Here is an 11,763-nt window from a genome sequence, read left to right as displayed (position 1 = left end):
TTCCCGCCGCCGCCCGCCGTAACCGGCACACCGGGGTCGACGCCCTTCGCGGGCGCCGGTCAGCCGGGCACCGCCGCGCCGTGGGCCACCGCGCGGTCCGCCGCCCCGCCGCTGCCCACCGCGCCACCGCCGGTTCCGGCGCCGGCCCTGCCGGCCTGGCCGGCGTCGGCCGGCACCGACGGGCCGGGCTTCGCCACGGTCTCCTTCCCGCAGGGCAACCCGCTGGAGAACTCCGGCTCGCTGACCGGGCACATCCTGGCCCAGGGCTGGGCCGAGGACGGCCCGGCCACCCGCTCCAGCAACACCAGGGTGGTGATCGTGCTGGCCGCCGCACTGGCGCTGCTGGTCTCGATCAGCCTGCTGGTGGTCTTCCTCGCCAACGACGCGCTGAGCGGGATCACCGGCACCGTGCTGACCAGGTGACCGGGGTGAGCCCGCCCACTACGCCCTCGCGCTGCGGTGGCGGGTTCGCCGGACCGCCGTACACTTGTGGAGATCACTGACCCGGCGCGCCCTCTGCGCGCCCATGGGCGATCTTGCGGGCGAATCGGCGGCGTGACGAAGCCGCGGCGGCCATCGCGAAGATGCGCCCCGCTCGAAAGGCATTTCTTGACCACGTTCGCCGCCTCCGGCACGTCCCCGTCCGCCGACCCGACCATCGACACCCCCGACTTCGCCGCGCTGGGCCTGCCCCGGCAGCTGGTCGAGGCGCTCGCCCGGCAGGGCATCACCACCCCGTTCGAGATCCAGCGGGCCACCCTGCCCGACGCCCTCGCCGGCCGCGACGTGCTCGGCCGGGGCCAGACCGGCTCGGGCAAGACCCTCGCCTTCGGCCTGCCGGTGATCGCCCGGCTCGCCGACCGGAACCGGGCCCGGCCGCTGCACCCGCGGGCCCTGGTGCTGGTGCCCACCCGTGAGCTGGCCATGCAGGTCAACGACGCGCTGGTGCCGCTCGGCAAGGCGGTCGGCATCTTCCTGAAGACCGCCGTCGGCGGTGTCCCGTACGACCGGCAGATCGACGCGCTGCGCCGCGGCGTGGAGATCGTCGTGGCCACGCCCGGGCGGCTCGGCGACCTGATCGAGCGGGGCGTCTGCAACCTCGACGACGTCGAGATCACCGTGCTGGACGAGGCCGACCAGATGGCCGACATGGGCTTCCTGCCCGAGGTCACCGAGCTGCTGGCGAAGACGCCGGCGGACGCCCAGCGGCTGCTCTTCTCGGCCACGCTGGACAACGACGTCGACTCGCTGGTCAAGCGGTTCATGACCGACCCGGTCACCCACTCGACCGCGCCGGCGACCGCCGCCGTGTCCACCATGGACCACCACCTGCTGCTGATCCCGCCGCACGACAAGTTCGCCGTGGCGGCGTCCATCGCGGCCCGTGACGGTCGCACCATGCTCTTCGCGCGTACCCAGCTCGGCGTCGACCGGCTGGTCGAGCAGCTCGCCGCCGTGGGCGTGCGGGCCGGCGGCCTGCACGGCGGCAAGACCCAGCGGATGCGCACCCGGACCCTGGCCGAGTTCCGCGAGGGCCGGATGAACGTGCTGGTCGCCACCGACGTGGCGGCCCGGGGCATCCACGTCGACGGCGTGACGCTGGTGCTGCACGTGGACCCGCCGAAGGACCCGAAGGACTACCTGCACCGGGCGGGTCGCACCGCGCGGGCCGGGGAGTCCGGCGCGGTGGCGACGCTGGTGCTGCCGAAGCAGCGCCGGACCACGCTGGCCATGCTGGAGAAGGCAGGCGTCGAGCCGGCCGAGACCCGGGTCCGCGCCGGCGACGCGGCGCTGGTGGAGCTGACCGGGGCCCGCGAGCCCAGCGGCGTGCCGGTCCGCGACGAGCCGGAGCCGCGCCGGGGCGGCCCGCGCCGCTTCGGCGACCGGGACGGGCGCGGCGAGCGCCGCTTCGGCGACCGGCCGGCCGGCCGGAGCTTCGAGCGGGGCGACCGCCGCGACGGCGACCGCCCGACGGGCGGCCGGGGCTACGACCGGGGCGCCGGCGAGCGGCGCTTCGGGGACCGCGACGACCGGGGCTTCGGCGAGCGGCGCTACGCGGACCGCGGCGGCTTCGGCCGGGAGGGGCGCTACGCCGACCGGGCGGGCTCCGACCGGGACGGGCGCGGTGACCGGCGCTTCGGCGACCGGGGTGACCGGGCCTTCGCCGACCGCGACGAGCGCGGCGCCGGGCGGCCCTCGGGCGACCGCCACTTCGCCGACCGGACCGGGCGCGACCAGCACCGGCCGACCGGCGGCCGGGGTTACGACCGCGACGGCCGAGGCGACCGGCGCCACGACGACCGGCCCGCCGGCGGACGCGCGTACGGCGACCGGGACGGCGGGCGGGCGTACGGCGACCGGGACGGCGGCCGCAACTACGGTGATCGGGACGGCGGCCGCACCCACGGCGACCACGGCCGCCGCTACGAGGACCGTCCGCAGGGCGAGCGGCGCTTCGGCGACCGCGACGGCCGGGGTGAGCGGCGCTTCGGCGAGCGGGGCGACTTCCGTCCGGCCGAGCGCCGGGGCGGTTTCCGGCCGGAGGCGCGGGGCCGCGAGGACCGGCCGCGCGACGACCGGCGGGGCTTCGGCGGCCGGCCGCCGGCCCGCACCCACTGATCCCGGGCCGATCCGGCCCGCGAACACCGAACGCCGCCGTCGAGCCACCGCTCGGCGGCGGCGTTCGCGCATCCTCTGCCGGTGCCCGCCCGGTCGCGTAACGTCCGGTTCATGCCGACCATGCCGAAGTCGCTCTTCTGGTCCCGGACCGACACCGCCGGCTCGGAGCACGTGCTGCTCGACGACCGGCAGGGGCTCACCGCGCAGGGCGTGGCGCTGGCCGTCGACCCGATTCCCTACACCTGCCGCTACCAGCTGACCGTGGGCGCGGACTGGTCGACCAGCCGGCTGGAGGTCGCCGCCGAGGGTGCGGGCTGGTCGCGGAGCGTACGCCTGGAACGGACCGGCGACGGGTGGCGGGTGCGCACCGGCGAGGAAGGTGACCTGGACGCGGCGTTGCGCGCCGCCGGGCATCCGCCGGCCGGGCTGCCGGGCACCGACGACCCGGACCGGTTGGCCGGGGCACTCGACGTCGACCTGGGCGGCTCGCCGCTGACCAACACCCTGCCGGTGCGCCGGCTCGACCTGGCTCGGGGCCCCGCCGACCAGCCGCGGAGCATCACCGCCGCCTGGGTGCTGCTGCCCGGCCTCGCGGTGCTCCCCGCCGAGCAGGTCTACACCTCGCTCGGCCCGGGGCGGGTCCGCTACGCCAGCGACTCGTTCACGGCCGACCTGGACGTGGACGCGGAGGGCTTCGTGGTGCGCTACCCGGGGCTGGCCGAGCGGATCGACCCGCGCTGACTCCTCAGGCCGGCCAGGCGCCGCTGGACAGGAAGCGGTCGATGGTGGCCAGGTGCGGGGCGAGGTCGAGGCCCTGCGCGGCCACCCACTCGTCGGCGTAGTAGGTGTGCGCGTAGCGGTCGCCCGGGTCGCAGATCAGGGTGACCACCGAGCCGGTCCGGCCCGCGGCGAGCAGCTCCGCGATCAGCCCGAACGCGCCCCAGAGGTTGGTGCCGGTGGAGCCGCCCACCCGGCGGCCCAGCACCGCCGAGCCGGCGCGCATGGCGGCCAGCGACGCGGCGTCCGGCACCTGCGTCATCCGGTCCACCACGCTGGGCAGGAAGGACGCCTCGACGCAGGGCCGGCCGATCCCCTCGATCCGGGAGCCCTTGTCGGTGCGGACCGACCAGTCGCCGGCCTGCCAGGCCGGGTAGAACGCGGAGTTCTCCGGGTCGACCACGCAGAGCTTGGTGGGCAGCCGGCGGTAGCGGGCGTACCGGCCGATCGTGGCGCTGGTGCCGCCGGTGCCGGCGCCCACCACGATCCAGGCCGGCACGGGGTGCCGCTCCAGGGCGAGCTGCGCGTAGATCGACTCGGCGATGTTGTTGTTGCCCCGCCAGTCGGTGGCCCGCTCGGCGTAGGTGAACTGGTCCATGTAGTGCCCGCCGGTGTCCTCGGCGAGCCAGCGCGCCTCGATGACCACCTTGGCCGGGTCCTGCACCAGGTGGCAGCGGCCGCCCTGGAACTCGATCTGGGCGATCTTCTCGGGCGAGGTGGAGGCGGGCATGACCGCGATGAACGGCAGCCCGAGCATCCGCGCGAAGTACGCCTCGGAGACGGCGGTGGAGCCGGAGGACGCCTCGACGATCGTGGTCTCCGGGCCGATCCAGCCGTTGCAGAGCCCGTACAGGAACAGCGAGCGGGCCAGCCGGTGCTTGAGCGAGCCGGTGGGGTGCACCGACTCGTCCTTGAGGTAGAGGTCGATGCCCCACTCCCGGGGCAGCGGGAAGGGCAGGAGGTGGGTGTCGGCGGAGCGGTTGGCGTCCGCCTCGACCGTGGCGATCGCCTCGGTCACCCAGCTCCGGCTGGCCTCGTCACACCGGTCGAGATGAGTCACGACGGCAACGTTACAAGCGAGGTGGGCTCGCGTCGGGACGGACCCGGCGCGCCTGCCGGCGCTGACCGGCCCGGCCGGCGGCCCGGACCACCGGGGTGAGGGCCAGGGCCAGCCGGGGGAAGGCGTCCAGGAGCCGCACCTGGGCGCCGCGCCAGCGTGGCAGGCTGACCACCGGCCGGGGCCGCCGGGCCAGCCGCACGGCCCGCGCCGCGACCCGCTCGGGGGTCAGCAGCGACCCGGTGAAGGAGGCCAGGGCGCCGGGGTCGTCGAGCTTGTCGTGCAGCATCGGCGTCCAGATCCCGTCCGGGCACAGGCACGACACGTGTACGCCCCGGACGCCCGCCATCCGCAGGTCGGACAGGGTGCCGAGGCTGAACGCCAGCAGGGCGTGCTTGCTGGCCGCGTAGACGGTCTCGCCGGGGGCGGCGATCAGCCCGGCCAGCGAGACGACGTTGAGCACGTGCCCGTGGGCCTGCGCCCGCATCACCGTCAGGGCGGCGTGCGTGCCGTTCATGGCGCCCAGCGCGTTCACCTCGACGAGCCGGCGCCGGGTCGCCGCGTCGTGCGTCCAGGACGGCCCGGTGGCCAGGATGCCGGCGTTGTTGACCCAGAGCCCGAGCCCGCCGGGCGCCCCGGCCGCCTCGGCGGCCACCTCCGCGCAGGCCGCCTCGTCGCGGACGTCGAGCGCGCGGGACCAGCCGCCCAGCGGCGCCGCCGCGGCGGCCACGGCGTCGGCGTCCACGTCGGTGAGCAGCACCCGCCAGCCGTCGGCGTGCAGCGCCCTCGCGATCGCCCGGCCCAGTCCGCCGGCCGCCCCGGTCACCACGGCCGCGCCCCGCCCTGGAGTCGTCATCGGCGCACCGTAGCGCCCCCGGGCCGGCCGGGACCAGAGCGCGGCGCTCAGGAGGTGGCGGATTCCAACGGCTGCGGGCGGTTCTCCCACTTGGTCGACAGGGCGATGCCGGTGCGGGTGGAGGCCACCCCGGGGGTCCGGTTCAGCCGGACGATGAGCTGCTCCAGCTCGGCGATGGTGCCCACCCGGGCCTTCAGCAGGAAGGACTCGACGCCTGCCATGAAGTAGCAGGACTCGATCTCCGGCATCTGCCGGAACGCCGCCAGCACGTCGTCGGTGTCGGCGGTCGAGTCCTCCACGATGCCGATCAGCGCGGTGACCCCGAGCCCGATCGCCTCCGGTTCCACCTCGGCCCGGTACGCCCGGATGACCCCGCCCGACTCCAGCTTGCCGACCCGCTCGTGCACGGCCGGGGCGGAGAGGCCGACCTGGCGGGCCAGTTCGGCGTACGACAGGCGGGCGTTGCCCCGCAACAGCTCGACGAGGCTCAGGTCGATCGCGTCCACGGAGAGTGACCCTATCCTTTCGCGCGTAACGCCCGACGCTCGGCATCAGTTGAACATGACGTCGCGTTGCCATTCACAAACGTGCCGTCACGGGGGTTCTGCGCCGGTAGCATTTACTAACTTCTCATTAACTTCTCACTGTGTGCGTTTTTCGCGTTTGGCGGACACGCCAGGTCGCTGGTGCTGTAATTGCCATACGTCCCTCATGACGGCTCTGGGCTCGCACCGGCCGGGGGCAGTGTGTTCAGCCGGGGGCTTCGTCGACGCGAGGAGGGGGCTGTGGACACTGGAGATCGCCTGCTGACACCGGGTGAGGTCGCCGCGCTGTTTCGGGTTGACCCGAAGACCGTGACCAGGTGGGCAGCGGCCGGCCGGATCGGCAGCATCCGGACTCCAGGCGGGCATCGCCGGTTTCGGGAATCCGAGGTGCGGGCCCTGCTTGAGGGGGAGGGCATGCTGGACGAGGCGGAGGACATGGGCAGGCCGCGGAACATGGGGCCGACCGCCTCGACCGGCCCGGGCCCGGCCAACGCCGGAATGTACTGAGGCGGAACCGATCGGGACGCGGGCCGGCCGGCGGCCGGCCCGCGTGCCGAAGCGCCCCGACCAGCGCGGTCAGGTCCGGTCCGCGTCCCGCCGGGCCGCGGCCAGCTCGCCGGACCAGCGCCGGAACAGGGTGTGCGGCACGCCGAGCGCGTCCAGCACCTTGCCGGCCACGAAGTCGACCAGCTGCTGCGCGGAGGCCGCCGCCCCGGCCCCGTAGAAGCCGGGGCTGGCCGGCAGCACCACGGCGCCGGCGTCGTGCAGCGCGATGAGGTGCTCCAGGTGACTGCGGGTCACCGGCGTCTCCCGGGGCACGACGACCACCGGCCGCCGTTCCTTGAGGTTCACCTCGGCGGCCCGCTGCAGCAGATCCTTGGACAGCCCGATCGCGATGCCGGCGCACGCCGCCGTGCTGGCCGGGACGACCGCCATGCCGCGAACCCGGTAGGAGCCGCTGCTCGGGCCGGCGGCCAGGTCACCGGCCGGCCAGTGCCGCAGATCGTCGTCGGCGAGGTCGCGGCCCAGCCAGGCGGCCAGGTCCTCGGCCCAGTGTCCGTCCCGGAACGCCCGTCCGGTCTCGTCGAGGATGGTCAGCCGGGCGGCCCGGGAGACGATCAGATCCACCGCCTGGCCGGCGTCGAGCAGGCCCCGGACGACCGCGGCCGCGTACGGCGTGCCGGAGGCCCCGGAGACGCCGACCACCCATGGTTCGCGCATACCGTCCAGCCTGCCTGGTCGGCCCGGACGCCGGGCGGCCACCCCCCGGCACAGTGTCCCGCTTGTCCGCCGGGTCGCCAGCCGTACCGGGAACGTGGGATTCTGCCGTGGGCAATCCACGTCCATGGAAGGGACCGGTGATGACGGCGGCGGTGCTGCGAGCGTTGCGGTCCGAATGCCCGATCCCGCCCCGGCTCTCCCCGCACGCCGACGCGGTGCAGGAGTGGCTGATCGGCCAGCTCGACCGGCTCGGCCTGCCGCTGGACCCGGCCATGCGGGAGCGGCTGGCCCGGGCCGGCTTCGCCCGCTACGCCGGCCGCCTCTACCCGGACGCCACCGAGCCCGACCTGCGCGCACTGGCCGCCCTGTTCACCTGGTTCTTCCTGGTGGACGACGCCTGCGAGGGCCGGGACCGGCTGGCCCCGGCACAGATCCGCGCGCTGCGTGACGGGGCGCTGGCCCTGCTCCGGGAGGGTCCCCGGGCGCGCCATCCCGGCTTCTCCGGTCCGCTGCGCCGGCTGCTGGTCCAGGCGTGGCGGGAACCCCGGCGCCGGATGCCGGCCCGCTGGCGGCTGCGCTTCGCCGACGCCGTCGCCGACCACCTCGACGGCGCCTGGCGGGAGGCGGTCGCCACCTCCGCCGGGCGGCCACCGGGCGTCGCCGAGTACGTGCAACTGCGCCGGGCCACCTCGGCGGCGTACGTGTCGTACCCCCTGATCGAGTTCGCCGCCCGGCGGCCGCTGCCGGACGCCGTCTACCACCATCCCGCGTTGCGCCGGCTCGCCGACCTCGCCAACGACCTGCTCTCCTGGTACAACGACCTGGCCTCGCTGGAGCGCGACCGGGCCACCGCCGGGGGGCACAACCTCGTGCTGGCGGTCGCCGGCGAGCGGGGCGTGCCGGTGCCGGCCGCGGTGGACCTGGTCGCCGCGCGCTGGCGCGCGGAGATGGCCCGCTTCATGGCGCTGAGCGCCGCGGTGCCGTCGTTCGGGCCGGCGCTGGACGAGTCGGTCGCCGCCCACCTCGACGGGCTGGCCAACGCGGTCCGGGGCACCGTCGACTGGACGCTGGAGAGCGCCCGCTATCCGGTGGCCGGGTGACGCCCGCTCAGGGGCGCAGGCCGAGGCGCACCACCAGGTCCAGCAGCGCGAAGACGAAGAGCGCGATGCCGACGAAGCCGTTGGCGGTGAAGAACGCCCGGTTGACCTTGCTCAGGTCGGTCGGGCTGACCACCAGGTGCTGGTAGCCGAAGGCGACCGCGGTGAACGCCAGCCCGATCCACCAGAGCCAGCCGAAGCCGACCAGCGCGCCGAACCAGATGAACAGCGCGAAGGTCACCACGTGCGCGACGGTCGAGGCGTGCAGCGCGAAGCGCCGGCCGTAGCGGGCCGGGACGCTGTGCACCCCGATCTCCCGGTCGATCTCGGAGTCCTGGCACGCGTAGATGAGGTCGAAGCCGCCGATCCAGAGGCCGACGGCCGCGCCGAGCAGCCAGGCCGGCCCGGAGCCGGCGAGGGTGCCGGTGACCGCCAGCCAGGCGCCGACCGGGCCGACCGCCTGGGCGACCGCCAGGATGGCGTGCGGCCAGTTGGTGAACCGCTTGCCGTAGGGGTAGACCACCAGCGGCACCACGGCGAGCGGGGCGAGCGCCAGGCAGAGCGGGTTGAGCAGGGCGGCGGCGGCAAGGAAGACCACCAGCGCGACGGCCGCGCCGGTCCAGGCGGTCCGCACGCTCACCGCCCCGGTCACCAGCTCCCGGTTGGCGGTACGCGGGTTCCGCGCGTCGATCCGCCGGTCGAGGATCCGGTTGGCGGCCATGGCGAACGTCCGCGCGCCGACCATCGCCACGGTGATCAGCAGCAGGTCGAGCCAGCGCACCCGCCCGCCGTCGACCCGCATGGCGGTCAGCGCCGACAGGTACGCGAACGGCAGTGCGAAGACCGAGTGCTCGATCGCGACCAGCTTGAGGAAGGACTTGACCCGGCCCGGACGCTCCACCGGGACCTCGGCGACGGTGGCCATCAGATGCCGTACTCCTTCCAGCGCTTGTCGACCAGCGAGACCACCTCGGGCGACATGGTCATCTCCTCGGGCCAGCCCCGGGTGTAGCCCTCGGTGGGCAGTTTGCGGGTCGCGTCGAGCCCCGCCTTGCCGCCCCAGAACTGCTGGTACGAGGCGTGGTCCAGGTGGTCCACCGGGCCCTCGGTGACCAGGAGGTCGCGGGCGTAGTCGACGTTGCCGAAGGCGCGGAACGCGACCTCGTTGTAGTCGTGCACGTCGCAGTCCTCGTCGACGATCACGATCAGCTTGGTCAGCGACATGAGGTGCGCGCCCCAGATCGCGTTCATCACCTTCTGCGCGTGCTTCGGGTAGCGCTTGCGGATCGAGACGATCGCGCAGTTGTGGAAGACCCCGGCGGCCGGCAGGTCGTAGTCGACGATGTCCGGGATCATCAGCTTGAGCAGCGGCAGGAAGATCCGCTCGGTGGCCTTGCCGAGGCCGTGGTCCTCCTGCGGCGGCTTCGAGGTGATGATCGAGTGGTAGACCGGGTCGCGCTGCATGGTCATCGTCTCGACGTGCAGCACCGGGAACGGCTCGACCGGGGTGTAGAAGCCGGTGTGGTCGCCGAACGGGCCCTCGGGCAGCCGCTCGCCGGGCTCCAGGTAGCCCTCCAGCACCACCTGGGCGTGCGCCGGCACCTGCAGCGGCACGGTCAGGCAGTCGACCATCTCCACCCGCTCGCCGCGCAGGAAGCCGGCGAACAGGTACTCGTCGATGTCGCCGGGGAGCGGCGCGGTCGCCGCGTACGAGACGACCGGGTCGCAGCCGATCGCGATGGCCACCGGGAGCCGCTGGCCGAGCCGCTCGGCGACCGCGTGGTGGGCCGTGGAGTCCTTGTGGATCTGCCAGTGCATGCCGAGGGTGTTCCGGCTGTGCTGCTGGAGCCGGTAGAGGCCGAGGTTGCGCTTGCCGGTCTCCGGGTGCTTGGTGTGGGTCAGCCCGAAGTTGTGGAAGATCCCGCCGTCGCCGGGCCAGACCTGGAGGCCGGGCAGCCGGTTGAGGTCGACGTCGTCGCCGCGGTAGACCACCTGCTGGCAGGGTGCGGTCTTGACCTTGCGCGGCGGCAGCGACTTGAGCTGCATCACCTTGCCCAGGCCCTCGCGGATGCCGGACCAGCCGACCGGCAGCTCCGGCTTGATCATCGCGCCGATCCGCTGGCCGATCTCGTCCAGCGTCTCGACGCCGAGCGCCATGGCCATCCGCTTCTCGGTGCCGAACAGGTTGATCGCCACCGGCATCTCGCCCCGGGTGGGCCGCTCGAAGAGCAGTGCCGGGCCGCCGTCGCGGACGGTCCGCGTGACCACCTCGCTGATCTCCAGCGTGGGGTCGACCGGGACGGTCACCCGCCGCAGCTCGCCCGCGGCTTCCAGCGCCGCGAGGAAGTCCTTGAGATCGGTGTACGGGAAGCCACGAGCCGCCATGCCCGCCAGTCTCCCGCACGGCTTCCCGCACTGCCCACGCCGGGGCCTGTGATGTGGGGAGGGGACCCCTGTCGACGCCTCCGGCGGAGCAGGGTCCCCTCCTCACCGGTCAGGCGGCCGGCTCCCACGCATAGCCGGCCAGCGGCGGGTCGAGCGGGGCGTCGGTTAGGCGGTTGGCGAAGGTCGAGATCGTGTACGTGCCGACGCCGAGCACCACGTCCAGCGCGTGCCGGCGCTGCCAGCCGGCGCCGAGGAAGGCGTCCAGCTCGTCGTCCGGGACGGCGCCCCGGTGGTCGAGCACGGCGACGGCGAACCGCCGCAGCGCCTCCAGGCGCGGGTCGGGCAGTGCGGCACCGGCCCGGAGCGCCTCGATCAGCTCGGGCGCCGCGCCGTGCCGGGTGAGCGTCGCGGTGTGCATGGCCACGCAGAGGTGGCACTCGTTGCGGGTGGCCACCGTCAGCACGACCACCTCCCGGGCGACCGGGTCGAGGTCGGTGGACTCGAAGGCGGCGTTCGCGGTGAGGAAGCCCTTGAGCAGCTCGGGCGACTCGGCCATCAGGGCCACCGCGCCGGGCAGGTGACCGAGCTTGCGCTGGACGCCGGCCATGGTGGGACGGGCGGCGGCGGGTGCGGTGTCGGGGGTGTGGGCGGTGAAGACCGGCCGGGACATGACGGTTCCCCTCACGTACGATAGTCAACGTGGTTGACGAAATAGTAAACGAGGTTGTCGAACATGGCAACGCCTGACCGCCCGGGCTTCGCGCTCCCACTGCTCCTGCTCGCCGGCTTCCGTACGCTCATCGACGACCTGCACGCCGAGCTGGCCCGGCAGGGGCACCCCGAGCTGCGGCCGGCCCACGGCTTCGTGCTCCAGGCCGTCGGCCCCGCCGGCACCACCGCCTCCGACCTGGGCCAGCGCCTCGGCGTCTCGAAGCAGGCGGCAGGCAAGACCATCGACCGCCTGGTCGCGCTCGGCTACCTGGAACGCGCCGACGACCCCGCCGACGCCCGGCGCAAGCTGGTCCGGATGACGGCGAAGGGCCACGACGGGCTGCGGCGCTCGGCTGTCGTCTTCGACGAGCTGCGCGACCGCTGGGCAGCCGCCCTGGGCGCGGACCGGGTCGCCGCGATCGAGGACGACCTGCGCCGGATGGTCCCGGCCGACGTCTTCCGCCTCGACGTCCCCGGCTGGTTCGGCGGGTGACG

General features: G+C 74.4%; 12 protein-coding genes and 1 pseudogene. 6 read left to right on the top strand and 7 right to left on the bottom strand.

The genetic code is table 11. From position 1 onward, the window contains the following. The 3 genes and pseudogenes from ACW0Q9_RS13395 to ACW0Q9_RS13385 form a co-directional block, all read left to right on the top strand. A pseudogene (locus ACW0Q9_RS13395) lies at nucleotides 1-423 on the top strand (hypothetical protein); the annotation flags it as partial. Nucleotides 424-609: 186 nt separating this feature from the next. Then, entirely contained in the window at nucleotides 610-2,619 is a 2,010-nt protein-coding gene (locus ACW0Q9_RS13390) for a DEAD/DEAH box helicase (RefSeq protein WP_456181099.1), read from the top strand. 120 nt (nucleotides 2,620-2,739) lie between these two features. Next, entirely contained in the window at nucleotides 2,740-3,360 is a 621-nt protein-coding gene (locus tag ACW0Q9_RS13385; RefSeq protein ID WP_456181101.1) for a putative glycolipid-binding domain-containing protein, read from the top strand. Between the two features lie 4 nt (nucleotides 3,361-3,364). On the opposite strand, the gene cds1 is transcribed toward ACW0Q9_RS13385, so the two are convergent. The 3 genes from cds1 to ACW0Q9_RS13370 are packed head-to-tail and all read right to left on the bottom strand — an operon-like array spanning nucleotide 3,365 to nucleotide 5,815. Next, nucleotides 3,365-4,456, bottom strand: coding sequence for an L-cysteine desulfhydrase Cds1 (gene cds1 / locus ACW0Q9_RS13380; RefSeq protein ID WP_456181097.1), 1,092 nt, complete (start codon nucleotides 4,454-4,456; stop codon nucleotides 3,365-3,367). A gap of 10 nt (nucleotides 4,457-4,466) precedes the next feature. After that, on the bottom strand, nucleotides 4,467-5,309 hold the full coding sequence (locus tag ACW0Q9_RS13375; protein ID WP_456181095.1) for an SDR family NAD(P)-dependent oxidoreductase: 843 nt from the start codon (nucleotides 5,307-5,309) through the stop codon (nucleotides 4,467-4,469). A gap of 47 nt (nucleotides 5,310-5,356) precedes the next feature. Next, complete coding sequence (locus ACW0Q9_RS13370) at nucleotides 5,357-5,815, bottom strand: Lrp/AsnC family transcriptional regulator (protein WP_456181093.1); 459 nt, start codon at nucleotides 5,813-5,815, stop codon at nucleotides 5,357-5,359. A 279-nt stretch (nucleotides 5,816-6,094) separates the two neighbouring features. Here ACW0Q9_RS13370 and ACW0Q9_RS13365 point away from each other — a divergent pair, with 279 nt between their 5' ends. After that, nucleotides 6,095-6,361 (top strand): BldC family transcriptional regulator, encoded by a 267-nt coding sequence (locus ACW0Q9_RS13365; protein WP_357332419.1) that lies wholly within the window; start codon nucleotides 6,095-6,097, stop codon nucleotides 6,359-6,361. A 69-nt stretch (nucleotides 6,362-6,430) separates the two neighbouring features. Here the strand turns inward: ACW0Q9_RS13365 and ACW0Q9_RS13360 are convergent, their stop codons facing one another. Continuing rightward, entirely contained in the window at nucleotides 6,431-7,075 is a 645-nt protein-coding gene (locus ACW0Q9_RS13360; protein ID WP_456181090.1) for a UbiX family flavin prenyltransferase, read from the bottom strand. A gap of 140 nt (nucleotides 7,076-7,215) precedes the next feature. Between ACW0Q9_RS13360 and ACW0Q9_RS13355 the strand changes: the two genes are divergently transcribed. Then, the gene (locus tag ACW0Q9_RS13355; RefSeq protein ID WP_456181088.1) at nucleotides 7,216-8,175 is read left to right on the top strand and encodes a terpene synthase family protein; all 960 of its coding nucleotides are present in this window, start codon (nucleotides 7,216-7,218) and stop codon (nucleotides 8,173-8,175) included. A 7-nt stretch (nucleotides 8,176-8,182) separates the two neighbouring features. Here the strand turns inward: ACW0Q9_RS13355 and mqnP are convergent, their stop codons facing one another. The 3 genes from mqnP to ACW0Q9_RS13340 form a co-directional block, all read right to left on the bottom strand. Continuing rightward, on the bottom strand, nucleotides 8,183-9,097 hold the full coding sequence (mqnP, locus tag ACW0Q9_RS13350; protein ID WP_456181086.1) for a menaquinone biosynthesis prenyltransferase MqnP: 915 nt from the start codon (nucleotides 9,095-9,097) through the stop codon (nucleotides 8,183-8,185). Next, nucleotides 9,097-10,557 carry a menaquinone biosynthesis decarboxylase gene (locus ACW0Q9_RS13345; protein ID WP_456181084.1) on the bottom strand — a complete coding sequence of 487 codons (1,461 nt, stop codon included), beginning with the start codon at nucleotides 10,555-10,557 and terminating at the stop codon, nucleotides 9,097-9,099. The genes mqnP and ACW0Q9_RS13345 overlap by 1 nt, the downstream gene beginning before the upstream one ends. Before the next feature lie 109 nt (nucleotides 10,558-10,666). Next, nucleotides 10,667-11,242 (bottom strand): carboxymuconolactone decarboxylase family protein, encoded by a 576-nt coding sequence (locus ACW0Q9_RS13340; RefSeq protein WP_456181082.1) that lies wholly within the window; start codon nucleotides 11,240-11,242, stop codon nucleotides 10,667-10,669. A gap of 48 nt (nucleotides 11,243-11,290) precedes the next feature. On the opposite strand from ACW0Q9_RS13340, the gene ACW0Q9_RS13335 reads away from it, so the two are divergent. Then, a complete protein-coding gene (locus ACW0Q9_RS13335) occupies nucleotides 11,291-11,761 on the top strand; it encodes a MarR family winged helix-turn-helix transcriptional regulator (protein WP_456181080.1) in 471 nt (156 codons plus the stop codon). Nucleotides 11,762-11,763: the final 2 nt, after the last annotated feature.

The organism is Micromonospora sp. I033 (assembly GCF_053890995.1).
This window is presented reverse-complemented; position numbering and strand designations above follow the sequence as displayed.

What these genes read in the sequence shown, in the direction of transcription:
- ACW0Q9_RS13345 (WP_456181084.1), bottom strand. Translation starts at nt 10,557, where the DNA reads ATGGCGGCTCGTGGCTTCCCGTACACCGATCTCAAGGACTTCCTCGCG.
- mqnP (WP_456181086.1), bottom strand. Translation starts at nt 9,097, where the DNA reads ATGGCCACCGTCGCCGAGGTCCCGGTGGAGCGTCCGGGCCGGGTCAAG.
- ACW0Q9_RS13360 (WP_456181090.1), bottom strand. Translation starts at nt 7,075, where the DNA reads ATGCGCGAACCATGGGTGGTCGGCGTCTCCGGGGCCTCCGGCACGCCG.
- ACW0Q9_RS13385 (WP_456181101.1), top strand. Translation starts at nt 2,740, where the DNA reads ATGCCGAAGTCGCTCTTCTGGTCCCGGACCGACACCGCCGGCTCGGAG.
- ACW0Q9_RS13335 (WP_456181080.1), top strand. Translation starts at nt 11,291, where the DNA reads ATGGCAACGCCTGACCGCCCGGGCTTCGCGCTCCCACTGCTCCTGCTC.
- ACW0Q9_RS13375 (WP_456181095.1), bottom strand. Translation starts at nt 5,309, where the DNA reads ATGACGACTCCAGGGCGGGGCGCGGCCGTGGTGACCGGGGCGGCCGGC.
- ACW0Q9_RS13355 (WP_456181088.1), top strand. Translation starts at nt 7,216, where the DNA reads ATGACGGCGGCGGTGCTGCGAGCGTTGCGGTCCGAATGCCCGATCCCG.